The sequence below is a fragment of the Metapseudomonas boanensis genome (assembly GCF_018704125.1).
GTDB lineage: Bacteria > Pseudomonadota > Gammaproteobacteria > Pseudomonadales > Pseudomonadaceae > Metapseudomonas > Metapseudomonas boanensis.
Genome location: NZ_JAGTIS010000001.1, coordinates 312,479 through 336,386 on the forward strand (window position 1 = coordinate 312,479; position 23,908 = coordinate 336,386).

Annotated in this window: 20 protein-coding genes and 3 pseudogenes; 12 read left to right on the forward strand and 11 right to left on the reverse strand. The window is 59.2% G+C overall.

The window, feature by feature from the left end; genetic code table 11:
- The first annotated feature begins 2 nt into the window (after nucleotides 1-2).
- The 3 genes from J7302_RS27085 to J7302_RS01470 all read left to right on the forward strand — a co-directional run bounded on the left by J7302_RS27085 (nucleotide 3) and on the right by J7302_RS01470 (nucleotide 4,253).
- A complete protein-coding gene (locus J7302_RS27085) occupies nucleotides 3-1,157 on the forward strand; it encodes a class I SAM-dependent methyltransferase (protein ID WP_455429743.1) in 1,155 nt (384 codons plus the stop codon).
- Nucleotides 1,158-1,402: 245 nt separating this feature from the next.
- A complete protein-coding gene (locus J7302_RS01465) occupies nucleotides 1,403-2,995 on the forward strand; it encodes an ABC1 kinase family protein (protein ID WP_215369338.1) in 1,593 nt (530 codons plus the stop codon).
- Between the two features lie 79 nt (nucleotides 2,996-3,074).
- A complete protein-coding gene (locus tag J7302_RS01470) occupies nucleotides 3,075-4,253 on the forward strand; it encodes a methionine adenosyltransferase (RefSeq protein WP_215369346.1) in 1,179 nt (392 codons plus the stop codon).
- A 56-nt stretch (nucleotides 4,254-4,309) separates the two neighbouring features.
- On the opposite strand, the gene J7302_RS01475 is transcribed toward J7302_RS01470, so the two are convergent.
- The 4 genes from J7302_RS01475 to J7302_RS01490 all read right to left on the reverse strand — a co-directional run bounded on the left by J7302_RS01475 (nucleotide 4,310) and on the right by J7302_RS01490 (nucleotide 6,836).
- Nucleotides 4,310-4,927, reverse strand: a complete 618-nt coding sequence (locus J7302_RS01475; protein ID WP_215369364.1) for a TPM domain-containing protein — start codon at nucleotides 4,925-4,927, stop codon at nucleotides 4,310-4,312.
- 15 nt (nucleotides 4,928-4,942) lie between these two features.
- Nucleotides 4,943-5,605 carry a TPM domain-containing protein gene (locus tag J7302_RS01480; RefSeq protein WP_394359062.1) on the reverse strand — a complete coding sequence of 221 codons (663 nt, stop codon included), beginning with the start codon at nucleotides 5,603-5,605 and terminating at the stop codon, nucleotides 4,943-4,945.
- A gap of 56 nt (nucleotides 5,606-5,661) precedes the next feature.
- Nucleotides 5,662-6,273, reverse strand: coding sequence for a LemA family protein (locus J7302_RS01485; protein ID WP_215369369.1), 612 nt, complete (start codon nucleotides 6,271-6,273; stop codon nucleotides 5,662-5,664).
- A gap of 98 nt (nucleotides 6,274-6,371) precedes the next feature.
- A complete protein-coding gene (locus J7302_RS01490; protein ID WP_215369371.1) occupies nucleotides 6,372-6,836 on the reverse strand; it encodes a hypothetical protein in 465 nt (154 codons plus the stop codon).
- A gap of 703 nt (nucleotides 6,837-7,539) precedes the next feature.
- Here J7302_RS01490 and J7302_RS01495 point away from each other — a divergent pair.
- The 9 genes and pseudogenes from J7302_RS01495 to J7302_RS26760 all read left to right on the forward strand — a co-directional run.
- A complete protein-coding gene (locus tag J7302_RS01495; RefSeq protein ID WP_215369379.1) occupies nucleotides 7,540-8,223 on the forward strand; it encodes a heavy metal response regulator transcription factor in 684 nt (227 codons plus the stop codon).
- Between the two features lie 113 nt (nucleotides 8,224-8,336).
- Nucleotides 8,337-8,678 (forward strand): hypothetical protein, encoded by a 342-nt coding sequence (locus J7302_RS01500; protein ID WP_215369381.1) that lies wholly within the window; start codon nucleotides 8,337-8,339, stop codon nucleotides 8,676-8,678.
- 97 nt (nucleotides 8,679-8,775) lie between these two features.
- Nucleotides 8,776-10,029: a TolC family protein gene (locus J7302_RS01505; protein WP_215369384.1), complete on the forward strand. Its 1,254-nt coding sequence runs from the start codon at nucleotides 8,776-8,778 to the stop codon at nucleotides 10,027-10,029.
- Nucleotides 10,026-11,507, forward strand: coding sequence for an efflux RND transporter periplasmic adaptor subunit (locus J7302_RS01510; RefSeq protein WP_215369388.1), 1,482 nt, complete (start codon nucleotides 10,026-10,028; stop codon nucleotides 11,505-11,507). The genes J7302_RS01505 and J7302_RS01510 overlap by 4 nt, the downstream gene beginning before the upstream one ends.
- A complete protein-coding gene (locus tag J7302_RS01515) occupies nucleotides 11,504-14,668 on the forward strand; it encodes an efflux RND transporter permease subunit (RefSeq protein WP_215369391.1) in 3,165 nt (1,054 codons plus the stop codon). Before J7302_RS01510 ends, J7302_RS01515 begins: the two co-directional genes overlap by 4 nt.
- Nucleotides 14,669-14,925: 257 nt before the next feature.
- Nucleotides 14,926-15,260: pseudogene (locus tag J7302_RS01520) on the forward strand (DUF2790 domain-containing protein).
- Between the two features lie 202 nt (nucleotides 15,261-15,462).
- Nucleotides 15,463-16,203: pseudogene (locus J7302_RS01525) on the forward strand (OprD family outer membrane porin); the annotation flags it as partial.
- A 599-nt stretch (nucleotides 16,204-16,802) separates the two neighbouring features.
- The gene (ltrA, locus tag J7302_RS01530) at nucleotides 16,803-18,308 is read left to right on the forward strand and encodes a group II intron reverse transcriptase/maturase (protein WP_215369394.1); all 1,506 of its coding nucleotides are present in this window, start codon (nucleotides 16,803-16,805) and stop codon (nucleotides 18,306-18,308) included.
- A gap of 75 nt (nucleotides 18,309-18,383) precedes the next feature.
- Nucleotides 18,384-18,749, forward strand: a pseudogene (locus tag J7302_RS26760) (OprD family outer membrane porin); the annotation flags it as partial.
- A 233-nt stretch (nucleotides 18,750-18,982) separates the two neighbouring features.
- Here J7302_RS26760 and J7302_RS01540 read toward each other — a convergent pair.
- The 7 genes from J7302_RS01540 to J7302_RS01570 all read right to left on the reverse strand — a co-directional run bounded on the left by J7302_RS01540 (nucleotide 18,983) and on the right by J7302_RS01570 (nucleotide 23,899).
- Nucleotides 18,983-20,014 (reverse strand): SRPBCC family protein, encoded by a 1,032-nt coding sequence (locus J7302_RS01540; RefSeq protein WP_215369397.1) that lies wholly within the window; start codon nucleotides 20,012-20,014, stop codon nucleotides 18,983-18,985.
- Nucleotides 20,015-20,029: 15 nt separating this feature from the next.
- Nucleotides 20,030-20,659, reverse strand: coding sequence for a LolA family protein (locus J7302_RS01545; RefSeq protein ID WP_349814415.1), 630 nt, complete (start codon nucleotides 20,657-20,659; stop codon nucleotides 20,030-20,032).
- Nucleotides 20,660-20,662: 3 nt separating this feature from the next.
- A complete protein-coding gene (locus tag J7302_RS01550; protein WP_215369408.1) occupies nucleotides 20,663-21,106 on the reverse strand; it encodes a cupredoxin domain-containing protein in 444 nt (147 codons plus the stop codon).
- A 283-nt stretch (nucleotides 21,107-21,389) separates the two neighbouring features.
- On the reverse strand, nucleotides 21,390-21,794 hold the full coding sequence (locus J7302_RS01555) for a DUF411 domain-containing protein (protein WP_394359067.1): 405 nt from the start codon (nucleotides 21,792-21,794) through the stop codon (nucleotides 21,390-21,392).
- 43 nt (nucleotides 21,795-21,837) lie between these two features.
- The gene (locus J7302_RS01560; protein WP_215369411.1) at nucleotides 21,838-22,716 is read right to left on the reverse strand and encodes a c-type cytochrome; all 879 of its coding nucleotides are present in this window, start codon (nucleotides 22,714-22,716) and stop codon (nucleotides 21,838-21,840) included.
- Nucleotides 22,717-22,725: 9 nt separating this feature from the next.
- Nucleotides 22,726-23,619, reverse strand: a complete 894-nt coding sequence (locus tag J7302_RS01565; RefSeq protein ID WP_215369414.1) for a copper resistance protein B — start codon at nucleotides 23,617-23,619, stop codon at nucleotides 22,726-22,728.
- On the reverse strand, nucleotides 23,609-23,899 hold the full coding sequence (locus J7302_RS01570) for a hypothetical protein (RefSeq protein ID WP_215369416.1): 291 nt from the start codon (nucleotides 23,897-23,899) through the stop codon (nucleotides 23,609-23,611). The genes J7302_RS01565 and J7302_RS01570 overlap by 11 nt, the downstream gene beginning before the upstream one ends.
- Nucleotides 23,900-23,908 lie beyond the last annotated feature (9 nt).

The window sequence follows — 23,908 nt, forward strand, 5'->3', positions numbered from 1 at the left end:
GGATGGACATGGCTCGAATTTACGAAAACCACAAGGCCAGAGGCCTGCAAGCTATGCTCAATTCCGCCGGAGTTTGCCTCGACGGCAGTCGACCCTGGGACTTAGGGGGCACGATTCGAGTCTGTTCGGACGCCTGCGCCGACAGGGCAGCCCCGGTCTCGGCGAAGCGTACATGGACGAATGGTGGGACTGCGAGCAACCGGACGAGTTCGCCGCGCGCCAATTGCGCGCGGTCCGATCTCCAACTCGTCGGCAGTTTACCCGGACTCTGGTACGAATGGCGGGCGCGACTGCTCAACCTCCAGTCGCGTTGCCATGCCTGGATCGTCGGCAAGCGATACTACGACCTCGGCTACGAGCTGTTTGCATGCATGCTTGATCGCCGCATGACCTACGCCTGCGGCTACTGGCAGGACGCGGTCAGCTTAGAGGAGGTGCAGGAAAGGAAACTGGCGCGGATGTGCTGGAAACTCGGCCCGATGGTGGGGGCCCGGGTGCTTGAAATCGGCTGCGGCTGGGGCAGTTTCGCCGAGGATGCCGCTTCCCGTTATCGCGCTCAGGTAGTCGGCATCACTATTTCCCAGAACCAGACGGTTTACGCCGCCGCACGCTGCCGCGGACTGCCGGCGGATATACGCCTTCAGGATTACTGCGACGTGAACGGTCGCTTCGATCACCTCGTGTCCCTAGGCATGTTCGAATATGTCGGCGTAAAGAATTACTGCACGTACATGACGACCGCGCACCGTCTGCTGCGCGACGATGGCTTGTTTCTGCTGCATACCATCGGCAGCAACACGTCGGTGCATACGACCGGTTCCTGGATCGGCGAATACATTTTCCTGAACGGCATGCTACCTTCGATTGCGCAAATTGCCCCAGGCCATCGAAGCACGTTTCGTGATGGAGGACTGGCACAACTTCGGCGCCGATTACGACCAAACGCTAATGGCTTGGTACGCAAACTTCGAACGCCACTGGCCAGAGTTGGTAGGGCACCACTATCAGCGCTTTTTTCGCATCTGGCGTTACTACCTGTTGACCTGCACCGGATCGTTCCGCACGCGCAAGAACCAATTGTGGCAAATCGTGTTGAGCAAACATCGAGTCACGAACGGCTACTGCTGCCTGCGCTGAAATATCGACTAAGCCAGTAATCATGGTGACTCATGGTCAGTTCCATTACTTCACGGATGGGGCATGCAACTTCTAGGTCGAAGCCCTTCCAACCAAATACAACTGGAAAGGCGTTCATTTTTGCAACGCCTCTGAGAGCCGCACAGCGCGCGAGGCCTTCGCCAATTGGCCGTGCATCGCCCAGATTTCAAGATTATGGCGATACCACGTACCGGCTGAAAAAAGAGCGTGCTCGGTAGCGGCGGGGCGTGGTTGAGGAAACATCATGTCCGGTTTGAGAAGACTGCTCCAGGTCACCTACACCATCGGTTCCTATCTGTTCTGGTGGCTGTTGGTGCGTCTCCACCTGCGACGTGTCACGATGACGCCCGCGCAACGGTTGCGTTGCACCCTCGAGCGACTGGGCACCGCGTTCGTCAAGCTCGGTCAAGGTTTGAGTCTGCACCGCGATCTGCTGCCAGAGGAATACATCCACGAGCTGCAAAACCTGCAGGATCGGGTCGGGCCGTTTGCCAACGATGTTGCAGCTCGCGAAGTGGAGACCGCCTTAGGCAAGCCTATAGCCGAACTGTTTGCCGAATTCGAACTACGTCCACTGGCGGCAGCCTCGATTGCGCAGGTGCATAAGGCAAGGATGTGCGACGGCCGTTGGGTCATCGTAAAAATCCGGCGACCTGGCATCAAGACTGAGATCGATCGCGACATGCGATTGCTGCGGACGGTGATGCAGGTGCTGCTCACACTTTCACCGTGGCTGCGACGCTATGAGCCACTCACGATCATCGACGAGATCTGGACCAACCTGCGAAAGGAGACGGACTTTCGCAAGGAGGCGCACCAGATCGAGCATTTCGTCGGAGCCTTCCAGGACTCCGCCACCGTGCACGTGCCAGCCCTGATCGACGGACTCTATTCAGAGTCGGTATTGGTGCAGGAAATGAGTAGCGGGCGGCGTGTGGACGATCCAACGATCGGGGAAGACGGCGCACGGCTGGCGCAGGCGTTCGTGGAGGCTTATCTCCAGCAGGTATTCGTCATGGGTGTGTTTCATGGCGATCCACATCCGGGCAATTTGTTCGTCATGGAGAGCGGGAAACTCTGCTTTCACGACTTTGGCATCGTCGGGGTGCTGAATCCGCGGATACGACGCCATCTCGCAGCGTTCCTGCTGGCCTTCGTGCATCAAGACGGCGAATGGCTGCTTGATGCTGCCGTGGAACTGGGGTTGCTCGAGGGCGATTTGAAACGCGAGGAATTCCGCCAGGGCCTGCAGGAGATAATCGAAGAATATGCCGGGCTGCCGCTCAAGGAGTGGTCGCTCGCGGAAGTGTTCTTGCGCGTCGCACGCCTTGGGCAGGGGCGCCATATGCGTCTCCCGCACAATTTGCTGGTCCTGATGCGCGCAATGGCACTGATGGAGAACGCTGTGCGCAGCCTCGATCCGGAGTTCAATCTGTTGGGAGGCTTGCTCGCCAAGGCCGAGGCCGTGCTCAAAGCCACCGCCGCCGTCGGCGCCGAAACCGGATGGAGCCGGTTGCGCTTCGAAATGGCCTCCGGCGCGCAGGAACTGCCAGCCGAGCTCGGCGCCTTGATCCATCGCCTACGCGCCAATGGTCTTGAGATTCGGCTGCAGCATCATGGAATGGAGCACCTCGAAGGACATATCGATCGCGCCAGCAACCGCGTGGCCTTGGCGCTCGTGACGCTAGGTCTCTATATCGCCGCTTCGCTGTTGATGCTGAATTCCATCGGACCACGGCTTGGGGAGATACCGTTGCTCGCGGCGGCGGGCTATGCGTTGGCGTTGTGGTTCACCCTGCGCCTGGCGCGTGGAATATCCCGTTCAGGGAGACTCTGACGGAGATTCATAACCGCCGAGAGCCGTTGCATATCAGCCCTCGCGGCTAACCCACAATGGTTGACGCACAGGAGAGGTCATGAACGACATGGAGTTGGTGATCACTAAGCACGAATCGTTTCAAGCGCGCGCGTTCGAGATGTGCGAACACAAGGGCATCGGTCATCCGGATAGCTTGTGTGATGGTGTCGCGGAGGCTGTGTCGCTGGCTCTCAACCGAGCGTATCTGCAAGCCTTTGGACACATCCTGCATTACAACGTCGACAAGGCCTTGTTGATTGGCGGCCAAAGCCTGCCGCGCTTTGGCGGCGGACAGGTGCTGAAACCGATGCGCCTGATCATAAGCGGTCGAGCCAGTCCCTTGCCTGATACTTGGCTGTCTGAGCTGGTAAGGGACGTCGCATACCGCTATCTGTCTCAAAACGTGCGCTGTGATCCGGCGTTATTCGAAATCGAATGTGCGGTGCGTACTGGGAGCCCTAATCTGCAGCAGGCTTTCGTGCGCGGGACGTCCCGCGCCCTTGCTAACGACACCTCATTCGGAGTCGGTTTCGCTCCCTACTCGACCCTCGAAAAAAATGTGCTGCAACTTGGGACGCTATTGCACTCGGCAGCGTTTCAAGTGCGATTTCCGGCGGCGGGCGACGACTACAAGGTCATGGCAGCACGGGTTGGCGGAAGGTTGGCGTTCACCGTCGCGTTGGCACTCGTCGACCGGGAGATTCCCGATGCAGCAGGGTACTTCGCAGTCAAGGAGGCTATCAGGGAGCATTTACTCTCGACCCTGACGAGCCCTTGTGATCTTGCCATTAATACGCTCGACGATGCGCATGCGAGCACCGTGGATGGGATTTACCTGACCGTTTCCGGGTTAAGTTCAGAGCAGGGTGACGACGGCGAGGTCGGCCGAGGCAACCGCATGAACGGGCTGATCACCCCTTGCCGCAGCATGTCACTTGAGGCAGTGGCAGGGAAAAATCCGGTGTCCCATGTCGGCAAGCTGTACAACGCACTCGCATGGGAAATAGCACGCGCCGTCATTGCCGAGATCGAGGGCGTGGAAGAGGCCACGGTGCAACTACTATCGCGCATTGGCCAGCCGGTTGAGCGCCCAGCGCTGGTTGCGATCGAACTGGCGTGCCGCGGGCGCTTGACCTTGGCCATGCGCCAAGCGGTACAGAGTCTTGTACATGCACGGCTCTCGGACATCGAGTGTACTTCCTCACGTTTGGTACGTGGCGAGCTACCTGCCTTCTGATCCACAAGCCAGACCTGATCGGCGAGACCTGGAGCCGGGGGGGGGGGCGGCGCAACCTATGACAGAATCACTAGGCGGTTGGGTAGCTCGTTACGTTCATGCGTGGCTGGTAGGTGCTCTTTGAGTAGTACGCCGCACGTCTCGATGCAGGTGAGGAACCCCTGCAGTGTCTCACCACGCTTCACTTGGTTGGTGAAAGTCTCAACAATGGCCTGCCAGGTGGAATCATCCAGACGGCTGGAAATCCCCCGGTCCACCAGAATCTCCACATAGCGCTCGGCTTCCGAAACGAAGATCAACATGCCGCTCTCCGCCTCTGTGTTATGCAGGTTAAGTTCAATAAACTGCCGCCGAGCCAGGTTGCTGGCACGCCAATAACGTACTGAGCGAGGGATTAGCCGGGTTGTGATAGCGGGCACGCGAAACAGCAAGCCACAGCTAATGAAGGTTGCCCATTGCACTAACAGCAGATTTCCCGCGTTCAGCCAACCTCCAACGATGTTTACTGAGCCGGGCAGCAGCAAGGCGATCAGTCCGGCCCAGAGCAAGGGGATATAGGCATAGTCATCAGCCTGCGCCGCCAACACAGTTACAAGTTCGGCGTCGGTATCACGCTCGATCCGCTGAATCGCCGCAGCCACCTGCTGCTGCTCACTTTCAGTCAGTAGTTTCATTAATTCTCCGCAGAGTCACCAACCACCGGAGGCTCCACCGCCACCAAAACCTCCGCCTCTCCCACCAAAACCCCCTCGGCCCCTGCCATGTCGCATGCCGCCGAGCAGCGCACCCGCTAGCAAAGCACTGCGGCCATGCCCTCTTCGGATGAAGGTCAAGATGATGACGAACAGAATGACTAACAACGCCGGCAACGGCTCCTCGCCATCTTGGTTATCAGCGATTAAACCCTGTTCGCCTTGCAGTGGTTTGCCACCGAGCACCCAGATCATCGCTGCAGCCCCCTCGTTGATGCCTCGGGCAAAATCACCCTGTTTGAAGGCTGGCTTGATGATGTTGTTGATGATTAGCGATGACTGGGCATCGGTCAGGCGGCCTTCCAGGCCATAGCCAACCTCAATGCGAATCTGGCGCTCGTCCCGCGCGACGATTAGCAGTGCGCCATTGTCCTTCCCCTTCTGACCAATGCCCCAGCGGCGCCCCAATTCGACGCCGAAATCTTCGATGCTGCGCCTTTGAAGATCTGGAACAGTAACCACCACTACTTGATCGCTGGTTGCCTGCTCATGGGCCGCCAGCATCCGTGCCAGGCTGAGCTCGGCCTGGTTATCGAGCAATTCGGCACGGTCTACGACCCGGCCACTCAGTGCTGGAAATCCCACCTCTTCTGCCAGCATGCCAAGGGGGAAAGTGCAGAGAAAAACCCATGGGAGAAGCCTTGTCGCCCGCCACATCAGAACTTCACTTGCGGAGCCTGTTCCGCATCCTTCGCCGTGGACTCGAAGCTCTCGCGGAGCTGCAAGTCGCTGTAAAGCAGGCTATGCCAGATGCGCCCGGGGAATGTCCGAATTTCCGTGTTGTAGCGCTCAACTGCCGCAATAAAGTCACGACGCGCTACAGCGATACGATTTTCTGTACCTTCCAGTTGGGACTGCAGGGCAAGGAAGTTCTGGTTGGACTTCAGGTCCGGATAGCGCTCCGACACCACCAGCAGCCGGCTCAGCGCGCCGCTCAACTGATCCTGCGCCTGCTGGAACTGCTTGAGCTTCTGCGGATCATCCACCGTGCTTGCATCTACCTGGATGGAGGCTGCCTTGGCGCGTGCCTCAATCACAGCAGTAAGGGTTTCTCGCTCTTGCTGTGCGTAGCCCTTGACCGTTTCTACCAAGTTGGGAATCAAGTCAGCACGCCGTTGATATTGGTTCTCCACCTGCGCCCAAGCAGCCTTCACTTGCTCATCATAGGATGGGATGTTGTTGATGCCGCAGCCGGTGAGCAGCCACGACATGAGCAGGACCGTGGCTACGCGCCAGTTGAGCCAGTAGCGGTGCTTGGAATAGGTCATGCGCTTGTCCCATTTTGCGGATTGATTGGGCTTGGCACCGTCGGTTACGCCAGTTTTCCATTCTGAGTCTAGAGACTCTCAGCCACCGTGCTTGAGGCTCACTTGGCCGGCGCAGATGGCATACGGTCCAGCATCATCTGCATCATGGACTCCATCATGTCCATACGCTTTTCCATCATTTGCTGGCGCGCGACCATACCGCCACTCATGTCATTGTCACCTTGCATCCCCCCCATCCCCTGCATGCCACTGCCCATCATCTTCATCATGGCCATGCCGTCGTTCATCAGCTTCATGTGCTCGGCCATCAAGGCCTGACGCTCCGCCGGCGTCTTCGCTGCCGCCATCTTTTCATGCATGGTTTGCATGGCCTTCATGTGCTCGTCCATCGAGGCCATCATCTCGTTGCCCATGGGCTTGGCTGTGGCCCCCTTCTCAGCAGTCGCAGCTGCAGGTGCGCCGGCCGGGTGATGTGTCTCATGCTCGTCTGCGCTTTGTGCCACCGCCCCCAACGAGGCAACAGCCATACCCATCCCGATCAGCGCATTGCGAAGGTTCGACATGATGGTTTCCTTTCAAAAGTTGAATGATGACCGTTGTTACTCGTCTGTCGAGCCAGCACACGGCCTTAATGTTGGGCAGGGTCGCTATGCCTAGAAAACGTCTGCATGCGACCTGTTTTGTGTTCTCGCTCTTAGAAACATCGGTGTATTCGGAGTAGGAGTGCTCACCATGTCTGTAGCCAAACAAGCGCATCGACGGACACAGCAGCAGGAAAAGGCGATGCCTGTAGCAGGTGTTCGTAATGTTTGCGGACCACGTAGAAAATGCCGATTTCGGCCGGCATGATCGGTGAACTGCCAATCCTGCTCCTCCAGAAGAGCGGCTCGGCGCCCGCTTTGACGACTGGACTGATCCATGATTCGAACCTCGAGTGGAATAGAGTGCAACTGAGAACATTGAATCAGCTTAGGCGTCTTTGGCCCTATTAAGGCTTGATGCGTATCAAGAAAGGGGACGACCCGAGTTCACTTCTCCGGCCCACCCCGATCCATAGTTGCTCTGGGCGCTAAACGCGAACGAGGGGTGGTCGCTTGATGGTCACTCATCACGTGACAATCAAGTGCACAACTCATAAGTCATGCTTGCACCCTAGACAGCGTTTCCTGACAGGAACCTGAAGCCAAGATTACATTTTTGTAAGCTTGTGGTTGGGTAGGGCATTTGGTTGCACACTCAGGTTCCTAGCAATCGGAACATGCCCGTATGAAACTCCTGGTCGCTGAAGAGGAACCTAAATCAGGCACGTACATACAACTGGGCCTCACTGCAGCTGGATTCGATGTAGACCGAGTCATGACAGGTACCGACGCGCTTCAGCATGCGTTGAGCGAATCATATGACCTGTTAATTCTGGACGTGATGATACCCGTCCTTGATGGCTGGGAAGTCCTGCGAATGGTGCGAGCGACAGGTAACGACATTCCGGTGCTTCTTCTGGCATCACATGACGGTGAGGACGACCAGGGGAAAAGATTGGAACCGGTGGCGGACGATTACCTATGCAAGCCATTCACCTTTTCCGAATTGCTGGCCCGAGTCAGAACATTGCTCCGCCGCCGAAACCGCTCCCCCATACAAGCAATTGTGAAAATTGCCGACCTTGAAGTCGATCTGCTGAAGCGTCGGACAGCACGCGGCGGAAAACGGATTGATCTGACCGCTAAAGAGTTTTCATTGCTCGAGTTACTGCTACGCCGGCGGGGCGAAGTACTCCCCAAATCGTTGATCGCCTCCCAAGTCTGGGACATGAATTTCTACAATGACACCAACGTCATCGAAGTTACGATCCGAAGATTGCGAGCGAAAATTGACGACGAATTTGGGCTCAAGCTGATTCATACCGTCCGAGGCATGGGCTACATGCTCGACGCGCCGGAGTCCGAGTGACTAGTGTTTTCTGACCACACGTATGAGTCTGGGGCTCAGACTCCCCGATTTGGATTTCCTTCCTTGCAAAATCGTAATTGTTCGCTCTCGGAGCACGGACTAAACTGCCTCGCATGAACCGCTACCTGCGACTGTGTCTGCTCGTCCTGCTCAGCTTCGCGCTTCCCTTTAGCGGGATGGCGGGCGTTCAGTCGACGTCAGAGCCGTGCCCGATGAAAACGGCAGGCATGGCGAAGATGGTGGATATGGATCAGGACTGCTGCCACGACATGGGCGCACCTTCCGACCATGGAAAACCCTGCAAGCCTGGTCTGGAATGCAAGACCGTCAGCATCCTGCAGGTGAGATTCCTGAAGCCTGTTGTGGACCTGGCTTTCCCCGTAGCAACGACCTCTAGCAGTGATTTCCTGCCTGAGCGAACGCCATCCAGCATCTGGCATCCCCCCCGAGTTTGATTCCTGTTCCCTACTGACTGCCACGCCACTCACGCGGCGCAGCTAATTTCCGTTCGTGCCGCACGCCGCGCAGCGGAGCTTCACAGGAATCGTGACGATGAACCCCACACGCTATTGCACCGGTTGGCCAATCGCCGCCGTGTTGGCATCTGTAATTGGCGTACCCAGCCACGCCGCCGACTTGACCCTCGACGAAGCCTTGCGGCTGGCCGAGGACAACGCTCCATCTCTCGCCGCCCAGACGTACAAACTGCAAGCCGCCAGCAGTGCTGCCATCCCTGCCGGTGAACTGCCGGACCCAAAATTGATCCTCGGCGTGCAGAACTACCCCGTCGGCGGCCCCGACCGCTGGACCCTCAAGGAAGACTTCATGACCATGCAGATGGTTGGGGTCATGCAAGAAATGCCCAACGGCGACAAGCGTCGGGCCCGCAGTGAGGTCGCCAATGCGGCCGTCGATCGCGCGGCTGCGGATGGCCGCATCGAGCGTCTGAAGGTTCGCCAGGGCACAGCTGAAGCCTGGATCACCCGTTATTCGGTGGAGCGCAAGCAAGCGCTCTTTGGCGAGTTGTTCCGGGAGAATCGGCTCCTGGTCACCACGGTGAACGCGCAAATTGCCGGGGGACGTGCCCAGGCAGCGGATGCGGTGACCGCTAAACAAGAGGCGGCCCAACTCGCCGAGCAGGAGGATGAATTGGTTCGTCAGCAGACCGCGGCACGCGCTGCACTGCGCCGCTGGATCGGCACGGCCGCGGACGAGCCTTTGGTCGGCGAACTGCCAGTCTGGCCGATTGCGGCCTCGGAATATGCCGGCAAGCTGGAGCGCAATCCTGAGCTGGCGGCTTATGCGCACATCACCGGCGAGGCGGAAGCCAAAGTGCGAGAGGCAGAGGCGGAGAAGAAGCCCGACTGGAGCTGGGAGGTCGATTACCAACGCCGGGCCCGTGAGTTTGGCGACATGGTGAGCGTGGAGTTCACCTTCGACCTACCGCTGTTTTCAGGGGCCCGGCAGAACCCCACGATCGCTGCCCGCCGTGCCGAGCTCAACCAACTGGAGGCCGAGCGCGAAGTTCGTACGCGGGAAAGCGCCCAGCAACTGGAAGCGGACCTTGCTGAATACGAGCGCCTGAACCGCTCGGTCCGTCGCAGCCAGGACAGCCTGCTGCCGCTGGCGAAAGAGAAGGTCGACCTGACCACGGCCAGCTACCGCGCTGGCACAGGTGACCTGTCTTCCGTTATTGCGGCGCGCCGCGAGCTGATTGAGGCACGTCTGAATCACATCGACGTCGAGGGACAGCTTGCCCTGACCGGCGCCAGGCTCCATTTCACCTACGGGGAGAGTCACCAATGAGCGCACAATTCTGGAAAGGTGCGCTGCTGAGCGGCCTCTCGATCGCCTTGGGGTTAGCAGGCGGTTACTGGTACGCCTCCTCCGGCATGGACGACGCTTCCAACGCGACAGCCGAGCACGCCACTGCCGCTCAGGACGGACGAAAGGTGCTGTACTGGTACGACCCCATGAGCCCGCAGCAGAAGTTCGACAAGCCGGGTAAGTCGCCCTTCATGGACATGGAATTGATGCCCAAGTATGCCGACGAAGCCGCCGACAGTACCGCCATTAGCATCGACCCCAGGCTGACGCAGAACCTGGGCCTGCGACTGGCCACCGTCACTCGCGGCCCCCTTGCCAATAGCCTGGATGTGGTCGGTGTGCTGGCCCTAAACGAACGTGAGGTTGCGGTGGTCCAGGCACGTGCTGGCGGCTTCGTCGAGCGGGTCTACGCCAGGGCGCCAGGGGATGTACTCAAGGCCGGGGCTCCGCTGGTGGACCTGCTGATCCCGGACTGGGCCGCCGCCCAGGAAGAGTTCCGTGCGCTGAAACACAGTGGCGATGCCGCCCTGTTGGCAGCAGCACGTCAGCGCCTGCAACTCCTGGGCATGCCGGCGGCACTGATCAGCCAGGTCGAACGCAGCGGCAAGTCCCGACCGATTCTGACGTTGAGCAGTCCGATTAGTGGCGTCATCCAGGAACTGGATGTGCGCACCGGCATGACGGTGGCGGCCGGCACCAATCTGGCCCGGATCAACGGTCTGAGCAGCGTCTGGCTGAGCCTTGCCGTCCCGGAATCAGATGCTGGCTCGATTGCGCAAGGCCAGTCGGTTGAAGCACGCCTGCCGGCCTTTCCTGGCGAAGTGCTCGCCGGGACAGTCGATGCGATTCTGCCGGAAACCAACCCGGACAGCCGCACGCTGCGGGTACGGGTTGAATTGCCCAATCCCGATGGCCGCCTGCGCCCCGGCCTGACGGCACAGGTCCGTTTGAATCGTTCCACCGCGCAGAGCGTCCTGTGGGTATCCAGCGAAGCTGTCATGCGCACGGGCCGCCGCGCTTTGGTCATGCTCGCCGAGGACGGCGGGCGCTACCGGCCGGTGGAGGTCCGGCTGGGGCCGGAGAGCGCCGGCCGCATCGTGGTGACCCAAGGGCTCACGGAGGGCCAGCAGGTGGTCGCTTCCGGGCAATTCCTGCTTGATTCCGAGGCTAGCCTCAAGGGCCTGACCGCGCCCACCGAAAGCAAACCAACTTCCACTGCCGACCCCGTGCGGGACGAAGCCGAAGCGCAGGTCATGGCGATCGACGCTGCCAGCATTACCCTGGCCCATGGGCCATTCGAGACAGTGGGCATGCCGGGCATGACCATGGCCTACCCGCTGGCCGATCCCACCCTGATGGTTGGCATCAAGGCTGGTGACAAGGTCCGTGTTACGGTGCACCAGACCGACAGTGGTCTGGTGGTCGAGCGCGTGGAGAAGCTCGGAGGCCAGCCATGATTGCCGCGCTGATTCGGTGGTCGGTCGCCAACCGCTTCCTGGTCATACTGGCCACCCTGTTCGCCACCGCTTGGGGCGTCTGGTCGGTGCAGAACATACCGATGGATGCGCTGCCCGACCTCTCCGACGTCCAGGTGATCATCCGCACACCTTATCCGGGCCAGGCGCCACAAATTGTCGAGAACCAGGTCACCTATCCGCTAGCGACCACCATGCTTTCGGTCCCGGGGGCGAAAACGGTGCGGGGCTATTCTTTCTTCGGGGACAGCTTCGTTTATGTGATTTTCGAGGATGGCACCGACTTGTACTGGGCCCGTTCCCGCGTGTTGGAATACCTCAGCCAGATCCAGAGCCGCCTGCCGGCCACTGCGAAACCTGCGCTGGGTCCGGATGCCACTGGGGTTGGTTGGATCTTCCAGTACGCCCTGGTGGACCGAAGCGGCAGGCACGACCTGGCGCAATTGCGCGCTTTGCAGGACTGGTTCCTCAAGTTTGAACTGAAGACCCTGTCCAACGTCGCTGAGGTGGCCACTGTGGGTGGCATGGTCAAGCAATACCAGGTGGTGCTCGACCCTGTGCGTCTGGCCAGTCAGGGCATCACCCAGGATGCAGTGATCGAGGCCATCGGCAAGGCCAACCAGGAAACCGGGGGCGCCGTGCTGACCCTGGCTGAAGCCGAATACATGGTGCGCGCCACCGGCTACCTGAAATCGCTGGACGATTTCCGCGCCGTGCCGCTCAAACTCGTCAACGGCAGTGTACCGGTCACCCTCGGAGACGTGGCAACCATTCAGCAAGGGCCGGAGATGCGTCGCGGAATTACCGAGTTGGATGGCCAGGGCGAGACGGTCGGCGGCGTGGTTATCTTGCGCAGTGGTAAGAACGCTCGCGAGACCATCTCAGCAGTGAAATCCAAGTTGGACGAGCTTCGGAAAAGCCTGCCGGCCGGCGTGGAAATCGTGACTACCTACGACCGTAGCCTGTTGATTGATCGCGCGGTGACAAACCTCAGCCACAAGCTGCTGCTGGAGTTCATCGTGGTCGCTTTGGTCTGTGCAGTGTTCCTCTGGCACCTGCGCTCCTCGCTGGTGGCGATCATCTCTCTACCGATCGGCGTGCTCATCGCCTTCATCATCATGCAGAAGCAAGGGATCAACGCCGACATCATGTCCCTGGGCGGGATCGCCATTGCCATCGGCGCCATGGTGGACGCCGCGGTGGTGATGATTGAGAACGCCCACAAGAAGATTGAGGCGTGGCATGCCAAACACCCAGGCGAGGAGCTCAAGGGCCAGCATCACTGGCACGTGATGACCGATGCCGCCGCCGAGGTCGGGCCGGCGCTGTTCTTCTGCCTGCTGATCATCACCCTGTCCTTTATCCCGGTGTTCACCCTGGAGGCGCAGGAGGGCCGCCTGTTCGGACCATTGGCCTTCACCAAGACCTACGCCATGGCGACAGCTGCCGGGCTGTCGGTGACCTTGGTTCCGGTGCTGATGGGCTATTGGATTCGTGGGCGCATTCCCAAGGAAGAGCAGAACCCGCTGAACCGCTGGCTGATCCGAATTTACGAGCCCGCACTGGAGTGGGTGCTACGCAATCCTAAACTGACCTTGGCGGTGGCTGCAGTGGTCTTTGTCAGCGCCTTGTGGCCGATCTCGCGGTTGGGCGGTGAGTTCCTCCCACCGCTGGACGAAGGCGACTTGCTCTACATGCCCTCGGCACTGCCGGGCCTGTCCGCACAGAAGGCCAGTCAGTTGCTGCAGGTGACCGATCGCTTGATCAAGACCGTACCGGAAGTCAAACACGTCTTTGGCAAGGCGGGCCGTGCCGAGACGGCCACCGACCCGGCGCCATTGGAGATGTTCGAGACCACTATCCAGTTCAAGCCGCGCGAAGAATGGCGCGCTGGCATGACTCCGGAAAAGCTGGTGGAAGAACTGGACCGGGTGGTGAAAGTACCGGGACTGACCAACATCTGGATTCCACCGATCCGCAACCGTATCGACATGCTCGCCACCGGGATCAAGAGCCCGATTGGGGTTAAGGTTGCCGGGCCCAACCTGGCGCACATCGATGCTGTTACCCAGGCGGTGGAACAGGTCGCCAAGACGGTACCAGGTGTCAGCTCGGCGCTGGCCGAGCGCCTCACCGGCGGACGTTACGTCGATGTCGACATCGACCGCCAGGCCGCCGCGCGCTATGGACTAAACATCGCTGACGTCCAGTCCATCGTGGCCAGTGCCATCGGCGGCGAGAACATCGGCGAAACCATCGAAGGTCTGGCGCGCTTCCCGATCAGCGTGCGCTACCCACGGGAGTGGCGGGATTCGCCAGAGGCTCTGGAGAAGCTGCCGATCTTCACTCCGCAGGGCCTGCAAATCACCCTGGGCATGGTGGCCAGGATCAAGACCACCGACGGTCCACCCATGCTGAAAAGCGAAAATGCCCGGCCCTCCGGCTGGGTGTATATCGACGTGCGTGGTCGGGATATCGCCTCGGTGGTGGCCGACCTGCGCAAGGTCGTCAGCGAACAGGTCGAGCTGAAACCGAGGATGAGCCTCACCTACTCGGGGCAGTTTGAGTTTCTCGAACGGGCCAATGCCCGGCTCAAGCTGGTGGTGCCGGCCACACTGGCGATCATCTTCGTCCTGCTTTACCTGACATTTGCCCGGTTCGACGAGGCCTTGCTGATCATGGCCACCTTGCCCTTCGCCCTGACCGGAGGGATGTGGTTCCTCTACGTGCTTGGCTACAACCTATCGGTGGCCACCGGTGTTGGATTCATTGCTCTGGCCGGCGTCGCCGCCGAGTTCGGCGTGATCATGCTGCTCTACCTGAAGAATGCCTGGGCCGAACGCGAAGATGCCGGAGAAGTTACTGAGGAGGGTCTGCTCGCGGCGATTCGCGAAGGCGCCGTGCAGCGTGTGCGACCGAAGGCCATGACGGTGGCGGTGATCATCGCCGGCCTGCTGCCGATCCTCTGGGGCAGCGGCACCGGCAGTGAGATCATGAGCCGTATCGCCGCGCCGATGGTCGGCGGCATGGTAACTGCACCTTTGCTGTCGTTGTTCGCCCTACCGGCCGCCTACTGCCTGATGCGGCGTCGGCACCTACGCCTTCACCTGAACAATTGGCAAGCAGTTTCTGTACAACCTTAAGTGAGGGAACACAACTGCAGGAGGGAGTAGCTCCCCCTGCAGTTCTAGTTCTAATTTTATTTCGATTTACTTCCAATTTTGATCGAGTTGCAATCTGCCGCCTCCAAGAAGGGTAAGTATCCCTGCGGATTGCCGCTAAGTCCCGGCATCTGCCTATTTCTGACATGGCACTTACCAAAATGTAATTTTCGTCTCAGCTTGATGATAGGTAGATTTTCTACCCTTCCAGTGGGTATGCCGGCATTAAGGTGAGCGGAATGAAAACAATCCAAACAGTTATGGCGATATCGCTTCTGGCAGTTTCCTCCTTCGCAATGGCTGAAGGCGGTGCCGACCGGGTATTTGGCAGAATGCTCCAGTCCAATGAGAAGGCCATGGCGCAGTATGCTGAAACGCAAGGCAAAGCGGAACCGGCAGTAAACCACTACAAGTATGGGATGAAATTGGACATCGCCAAGGTGGTCAGCGTCACGCCCAGCAGCAGTGCCTGCGGCGTAGTGCCAGCGCGCATGACTTATGATGCCCCCCCCAAGGCGAATTGCACACCATTGAGTATCGCGTCCAAGGCTTTGGCTGTCCCCATGGCGGCTGATAAATGAATAACATCGAGATACTTTGAGCTTGGCTTTCTGGCTTTCTGGCTTTTTGCTGACAGAAAATTAATTTTGAAGTCATCCTCGTCTTAGTTGGCGTGTGGAACTATGGCCGTGGTGCGTATCAGCGGAGTTAGCGCACCACCTGTTCTTAATAAGAATCCAGTAACAGAAGAACTGCCAATCACGCCAGGAGTACAAATGAACAACAAGAGCCTTGGCCTATCGCTCATTGCGTTGGGTATCGGCGTTGGGCACGGCGCAATGGCCGATGAGCCAAAACCAGAAGGCTTCATTGAGGGCAGCAGCCTCACCATCCTCAACCGCAACCTTTACTTCAATCGCGATTTCCGCAAAGGACAGTCGAGTCGCACCGGTAACGGCTTTTCCGAAGAGTGGGCCCACGGGATCATCGGACGGTTCGAGTCCGGCTTCACCGAGGGCACCGTGGGGCTGGGGTTGATGCCTTCGCCATGCTGGGGATCAAGCTCGACTCGGGTGACGGCCGATCCGGTGCCGGCGGTTTGGTTGAAGTCATGCCCTACAACAGCGCTGGTCAGCCCGAGGATGATTACTCCAAGGTCGGGGGTGCGGTTAAGGCCCGCTACATGGATACCGTCATCAAAGCCGGTGATGTGTTCCCGGTGACGCCAGTGGTGCAATACGGCGATTCGCGCCTGCTCTCGGAAAGCTTCCGGGGGATCACCCTGGCCAACACCAGCATCGATGGACTGACCCTGCAGGGGGGGGCGCCTGCATGCGATGAGGCAGCCCAACTCCAGCAGCATGCGGGATGGTTTTGCGACCTTCTACGCCGGCGCGGTGGACTCGCCGTGGATTGCCTACTTCGGCGGTGATTACACAGTAAATGACAACGTTGCCGTCAGCCTCTACACCAGTCGCCTCAAGGATGCCTGGAACCAGTATTACTTCGGCAGTGCGACCTGAAAGTCGCATGGATTTCTGTTCCACAGGTTAACGCCCGACGGAACCGATTGTTCCACCACTCGTTCCCTACCCAGACAGGCGTGGCCGGTAACAGCTGGGTCTGAAGCTCTGGGGACAATGTAACCGCCGATACCTCGGTAGGTCGAACCGCGAGGCCAGACCGAATCTGCCAGCATCAAGGCGGAGAGGGGCTAGGGATGAACGGGTACGGCTAACACACGTGAACCTCATATAAACGTCGTCATAATAGCCAAGCCAAAGATGCTGACAGGCTTGTACCAAAAAGGTGTGCGGCCAGGCAGGGGCTCTTACCGATAGCCCCTCGTGGATGTGGTGCCGTCGGCGAAGTCGAGGAGCCCGACCCGTTCGGAAATCCATGCGGAACAGGGTAGGCCCGTAGCGTTGCCGATTTCGGCAGGTGCGCTGTAAAGCAAGCTGTTGATGCTGCGGGTAAAGGAATGTGGAAAAAGCGAAGGTCGCCCTGTAATGGGGTGAATACAGGTTGAAAGATCACTTGGCGCGAAAGCGAGCAGACTTCCACGCGGTCTTCCATGGCGAAATAACCTGATCAACCGTTGTATGGAGGGAAGCAGATGACAGTGTTCCTACCCCATGCTCTGGCAGCGGGTAGCACTGGTGCACCTTCGAACTTCGCATCAGCCTGGCCCCACTGCTGGAGCCAGATCGAGGCGCAAGTGAAACGACTCCAGGTACGTATCGCCAAGGCAACACGAGAAGGCAGGTGGGGCAAGGTGCAAGCCTTGCAGCGACTGCTGACTCGCTCGTACAGCGGCAAGATGTTGGCCGTGAAACGAGTGACGGAGAATAGAGGCAAGAGAACACCGGGTGTTGACGGCCAGATATGGTCAACGCCAGAAGCCAAATTCAAGGGAGCACACGCGTTACAGCATCGGGGCTACCGTCCCCAACCGCTGAGGCGCATCTACATACCCAAAAGCAATGGCAAGCAGCGTCCGCTGGGAATTCCGACGATGCAGGATCGTGCCATGCAGGCACTATGGAAACTGGCTATTGAGCCTGTTGCCGAAACGCGTGCAGACCCCAACTCATATGGATTCCGACCGCACCGGTCAACGGCCGACGCCATCGCTTATTGCTTCGACGTTCTGGCGAAACGCAGCTCAGCGCATTGGGTGCTCGAAGGAGATATTCGCGGCCGTTTCGACAACATCAGCCACGACTGGCTGCTCACCAACGTGCCCATGGATAAATCGATTCTGCGTAAATGGCTTCGAGCGGGGTATGTCGATCAGGGAGCCTTGTTCGCAACGGAGGCGGGAACCCCGCAAGGGGGAATCATCTCTCCGGTACTGGCGAACTGGACGTTGGATGGACTGGAAGAGGTCGTCTACGCAAGCGTGGCTGCAACAGCACGCCAGCGTCAGCCATTCAAAATACACATTGTACGGTATGCGGATGTTTTCATCATGACCGGCGCCACGCAAGCTGTACTGCAACATCAGGTTCGCCCCGCCATCGAGGCCTTCCTGAAACAGCGTGGCCTGGAACTCTCAGATGAAAAGACTCACATCACGCATATCTCACAAGGCTTCGATTTTCTCGGCCAGAACGTACGCAAGTACGCCGGCAAGCTGCTCATCACTCCGGCTCGCAAGAGTGTGAAAGCGCTGTTGGATAAGGTTCGGGAAATCACGAACGGAAACAAGGCGGCGACGCAGGCGAACCTGATCTTGACCCTCAACCCGGTGATCCGGGGATGGGCTATGTATCATCGTCATTTGGTCGCGGCTAAGCGCTTCGCGTGGATCGACCATCGAATTTGGCAGGTGTTATGGCGCTGGGCTGTCCGCCGGCACCCTATGAAAAGTGCCCATTGGGTGAAACAGCGATACTTTCGTACCGTGGGTCAACGGCACTGGTTTTTTGCTTCCAAGGAAAAAACACGCGGCATGAACCAACCGGTTTGGCTTTTTGCCGCCGCCAGTGTTCCGATTGTGCGGCATATCAAGATACGCAGCGCAGCGAACCCGTTTGATCCGGCATGGACGTTTTACCTTGAGCGCCGAAGAGCGCGTCGTCTGGTAGCCCGGTCTTATTCAGGCTGTTGGAAGGCTTGAGCCGTATGAGGGGAGACTCTCAAGTACGGTTCTCAGGGGAGGCAGGGGTGGTAACACCCCTGCTTTACCCGACCCTCGTTGAGCCATGCACTGGCCGATAATGTGGCGCTGATCGGTGGCTTCAATTACTACAAGGCTGTCGATGAGGGCAAACAGCTCCTCGGCAGCTTCAACAACAACATCTAAAGCGGCTATGCGCAGGGCTGGGACGCGGATGACACCAACGCTAACGCCGTCTACATGCGCCGGGATGCCAATGGCGATCCGTTCACCAATCAGAAACGCTGGGAACGGAATATCGAGGCCAAGTATGTAGTCCAAAGTGGCTCGCTCAAGGACCTGTCCTTCCGTATCCGCCAAGCCACCACGCGAGCAACCGACTTTGAGTCGGACTTGGATGAGTTCCGGCTGATCGTCGAATACCCGCTTGAAGTGCTGTAAGCGGCACTTGGGTGAACGGCTCGCAAGGTGTTCATCCAGATCCATCACCATTATGTCCATTGTGCTCCCTTGGAGGTAATCCTCGGTGCCGGCGGGCGCCTCTTTTTTGTCCGTCCGAAAGCTCAGCTGGAGCGACGACGGTCTAAACCCTGTTGCGCCACGGACCTGCTCATACGGCCACGTTGAACGACGCAACAAGCTCACTGCCGAATGCCCTGCGGGCGGTTGGTCCTCTACGTTGCCTGAGGCTCAAAGAGCCTGCATCCGCCGATCAAGGCCATCCCGAAAATCACATGAGTCAGCCAGGTGTCCCGGCCCCGCGCTTGCGTGAACCAGGGATAGAGTTCGGTAAATGCATGCAAGTTGAGGCCGTACAGCAGTACGCCATAGAGTCCGCCTACCACAAGGGCGACTGGAGTGGCGGGGCGGTAGGCGAAGAGCATGGCGATGGCGGCGTAGAGGATGGACAGGCCGAAATGAATCAGTGTCGCGACCGTCAGGATGTCCCAGCGCCACGCGGGAACGGTCGCCAGAATCGAAGGGCCCAGGACGATCGCTGCGGTTAGCTGGGCATCTCGTAGCAGCGTCGGTAGCATCGACGTGCCACCCATCCACCACAAGAGCATTTGCACTGCGGTCGCCAAAGTGCCTGCAGTAATGCCCGTCAACCCCGCGACCACGTGCGATGGTTGCGCATGCAGAGGACCACGCAGGCTGAGGGGCTTCATCTTCCGACCGCCACCACGCCCCAGCCCGCCAGTTGCATGGTGGGACCGTGTGGCCGACGTTTGCAGTCGCGTATGCAGGTGTTTGGCCAGGCCTATGCCGCCTTTGCACATGATGGCGTCGTGGTTCCAGCGAAAGATGGGTTCGGCCATCGGGCTGAGCAGGTTCATCCAACGTTCGGTGGTACGCACCTGCCAGTCGAAACACACTGTGGTTAATCCAGCTTCTTGGCTGAAATGCCAGCAGCCGATTCCTTCGAGGTCTCCTTCAACCCGCCCCTCCAGCAGGCGCAGACGTTCCACCCGGGTCACCCGGGTGACAAAGGCCAAACGGTAAGGCAGCGCGCTTTGCCATACAAAGCGCTGCCGAGCCCCCAGGCCGTCAGCATCGCCGCGGTCCAGGGTCTCAACGCACTGAACACCTGGCCACCAGGTCGGCCAAGCTTCGGCGTTGTAGATCGCATCCCACACGGATTCGAGGGGGGCATTGAGCTGCCATCGCGTGACCAGGTGGTAGTGATAACAATCCCGTCCGCCCATGCTCAATCCGCCCGTTCAAGGGGTGAAAAAGTTCTCGGAGAATCGGATGCCGATCGCCACGTCGGTCAGGTCAACGGTCTCCATCAGCTTGTTCTCTGCGTCAAAGCTCTTGACCCTTAGCGGGAACAAACTGTCGTGTGCCAGCCAGACTTGAAAGCGATGAACGCCGGCAACGCTGATAGAGGCTGCGCCGACAATCTCGATGCCAACTGCAGGATGCCCAGACACGTCGGCAGCGCCCAGGGCGACTACGTTGCCACGTGCACGTAACGCGACGAGAGTGTCCAGCAAGGCGCCCACATCGGAGCGATCGACCCGGTGGCCGCGGGGGCTACGCATCAAGGGATTGTCCGGGGCCAGGGGGAGCACCAAGGCATGATTCAGGCCGAATGGCCAGAGGCGGATACGGCGCGCCTCGGGATCGTAGATCAGTACGACGCCCCTGTGGGGTTCAGCGAACTCCATCCTGACCCACCCGGGCTTACGGAAGAAATACCGGATGACCTGCCGCTCGCCGTCAGCCGCCATCGAGCGCACAGTGGCTTTATAGGTGCTCAGCTCCTGGAAGCGAATGACCGCGTCGGCAAGTGGGTCAGCCATGGCTTCACCGATAAGTAGCGCAATGAGCAGAACACTCCATCGCACTGGCTACTCCTTGACCTCAAGCACTCCGGCCATACCGCGCTCGCGATGACTCTTGAAGAACAGCAGCCGATTGGGGCATTGGAACAGGTATTTCCCTGCCGGCAATTCAAAGCGCAGAACCTTCGTCGTCTCATTAATCGGCACATCCGCCAGGGATCCTCCGTCGGCGGTTTCCAAGACGAACCGGTGCGGGATGATGCCGGCTTCCACCCGCACGGCCAGCTCTAAGGGGCGGCCCGCTTTGACAACGACATGGTCAGGCTGGAAGAAATAGCTGCCACCGACGATAGCCACCCGTTGCAGGTCATCAGCAGCTGCACGCGCTGGCGAGATGCTGTCTGTCGCCCCGGTAGCCAGCGCGGAAGGCGAAAGCAAGGCGACGACCATGACACCCTGAAGCAACTTGGCTGGTGTTCTCGAGGCCAACTGGCTCCCTTGGTCGTGCATGCGAAAAGATCTGCCGTAGAGGACACGGAGCCAGCGTCCTGAAGCCTGAACCAGGGCTGCACTATCGTTCTCTGAGCAACGGAACACTGGCTGCGACATTGGCTGCAGAGCCTCTGAGACAATGTTGTTGCTGTGCCGATCTTCCGCTGAATCCTGAACTCATCATGGAACATCGAGCACTCCACTTAGAGTCTAGAACAGCGCTGCCGCGGGGCGATGGGGAGCAAAAAAGGAAACGCCGGCCAACCTGATGGCTGGCCGGACGTGCCGCTCGGATTTGAAGTTACTTGGCGGGGTAGTCGGCGATTACCTGGTCGGTGCCGGCCTGGGTCAAACCAATGACCTGGTAGGCGTCTTGTTTCCCGCCCACTTCCATTCCGGGAGAACCAGCCGGCATCCCCGGTACGGCAATGCCTCGCAGATCAGAGCGCTTGCTGAGTTCGACGACTTGCGCAGTCGGGACATGACCCTCGATGAATTTACCATCGATCACCGCCGTATGGCAGGACGCCAGCCGTGGAGCAACGCCGAGGCGCTGCTTGACCGAGGCCATATCCGACTCGACATGATCAATCACCTTGAAGCCGTTGGCTTCCAGGTGTTCCACCCATTTCTTGCAGCAGCCGCAACTGGCGCTGCGGTGGACATCAACCGTCAAAGCTTCCGCTGCTTGGGCGGCGGAAACCATGAACAGAGAGGCCAGCGCGACGAATCGCAACACTCGATGAGACCTAGCTTTCATGGACGTGCTCTTTGCCATCGGCATGGGTGTGGGTTTTCGGCGCCGGCGCTGCGTCGCCTTGCGCCTGCTCCATCTTGCGGCGGTTAGCCTCGCCTTCTTCGTCACCATGGTGACCGGTACCACCCTGGGCGGTCGGTTCAGCCGCATGATGATCCGCTTGCTGGCTGGCCGACTCACCGGCGTGGTGATCTTCAGCAGCCTGTCCAGTGCCATGGTGATCATTGCCTGCCTGGCTCGCCGCCTCACCGCCATGATGATCTTTGCCCGCGCCATCATGATGGCTGCCACCCGCGGACACGTTGTCGCCGTGCTGGCCTTCGTGGTTGTGCATCTGGGTTTCGCCGCCACCGTGCTGATGGCCAGCGCTGCTGGCCACTAGCGTGCGGTACTGCTCTGCGTCCAGGGAAGGAAGCTTCTGAAGGAACGCAACCATGCCCCAGATGTATTGGTCACCCATGCTCTTACCCCAGGCCGGCATGCCCGTGGCTTTGATGCCATGCTTGATGATCCAGAACGTACTTTGTGGGCTACCGTCAATGCCGACCTTGGTCAGGTTCGGCGGTGCTGGATAGAGACTCTGGCTCAACTCGGTCTGAGCCACGCCGGGAGCAAGGTGGCAACCGATGCACATGGAGTTGTAGTTGCCGGCGCCGGCGCGAATCAGCGCGTCGTCCTCCAGATTCGGCACTTCGAGATCCCGCGCCCGCACTTCGATCGAACGCTCCCGGGCCATAGTCAGAAAGGCGTGAACAGGAGCGAGATGCGGATCATCGGCGCCAACATTGACCAGGCCGAAATACGCCACGCCCATGATTCCAACAAAACCCACAGTGCTCGCAATGGCTAACGTCTTAATTGTTCTTTTCATGTCAGGTTCTCAAAACCACATCCGGATACCGGCAACAAAGCGTGCCTCTTCTACGTCCTCACCATCGTCGCGCAGCATGTCGGCGGTGTTGCCGTAGGAACGGCTCCACGTGACACCGATATACGGAGCAAACTCGCGGACAATTTCGTAGCGCAGGCGCAGACCGACTTCGGTGTTGGCCAGGCCTGAGCCAACGCCACGCTCGTGATCGTTCTTGCCGTAGAAATTTGCTTCTGCGGTCGGCTGCAGGATCAGCCGATTGGTCAGCAGAATGTCGTAGTCGCCTTCCAGTCGCGCGGCGGTCTGGCCATTTTCGCCAACGAAGGCGGTAGCTTCGGCCTCGAACGCGTAGAGCGCCATGCCTTGGAGGCCGAAGGCACCCCAGGTTTGTGGCGACCCGGGTTTGAAGTCCTGTCGAATACCGGTGACGACATCCCACCACGGGCCAATGGAGTGCCCCCAGAGCGCCTGAACTTCGGCCTCTTCAGTCACTCCGTTAGTACGCTCACCTTCCGACCGCAGCCATAGGCGATCGATGTCTCCACCAATCCAGCCAGAAGCATCCCAACTGAGCACGCTGCCCTCGTCGGCGTCCTGATACTCCAATTGGTCGAGCAGGAAGAAGGTGTTGGCCTTGCTGTCATGAATGCCGTGTCCCGGCAGCGGTGGGAAGGCCGCCTCACGATCGGCATCGGTCAGGACTGGAATAGGCGTCCGGCTGGTCGTGGTGGGGACCGTCTCCGCCGAACCCTGGTTCATCTTGCTGTGATCCATGCCCTGCATCTGGCCATGGCTCATCTTGCTGTGATCCATTTCCTCGGCCGCGCTCGCCAGGCCGGCATTCAGGGCGCTGAACGAGACCAGCAGCGCTAGGGCGGATGGAGCTGAAACCCTACTGATCATGGTCCTGGCTCGCTTTAGCCTTGTTCGCGTTGTACTCGTGCTTCATCGAGCCGTGGTCCTTCATCTGGCTGTGATCCATGCCTTGCATCTGGTCATGGTTCATCCTGCTGTGGTCCATGCCTTGCATCTGGCTATGGTCCATCTGCGCCTGGGCTGCCTGACCTTTCTGCTGGTGGGCATAGTCTTCACCAGCCAGGGCTGCCGGAACCATCAACGCGGCGGTCAGACCAACGGCCAACGCACTGCCCATTAACGTCTTGCACTTCATAATTTCGTTCATTGAAAGTTC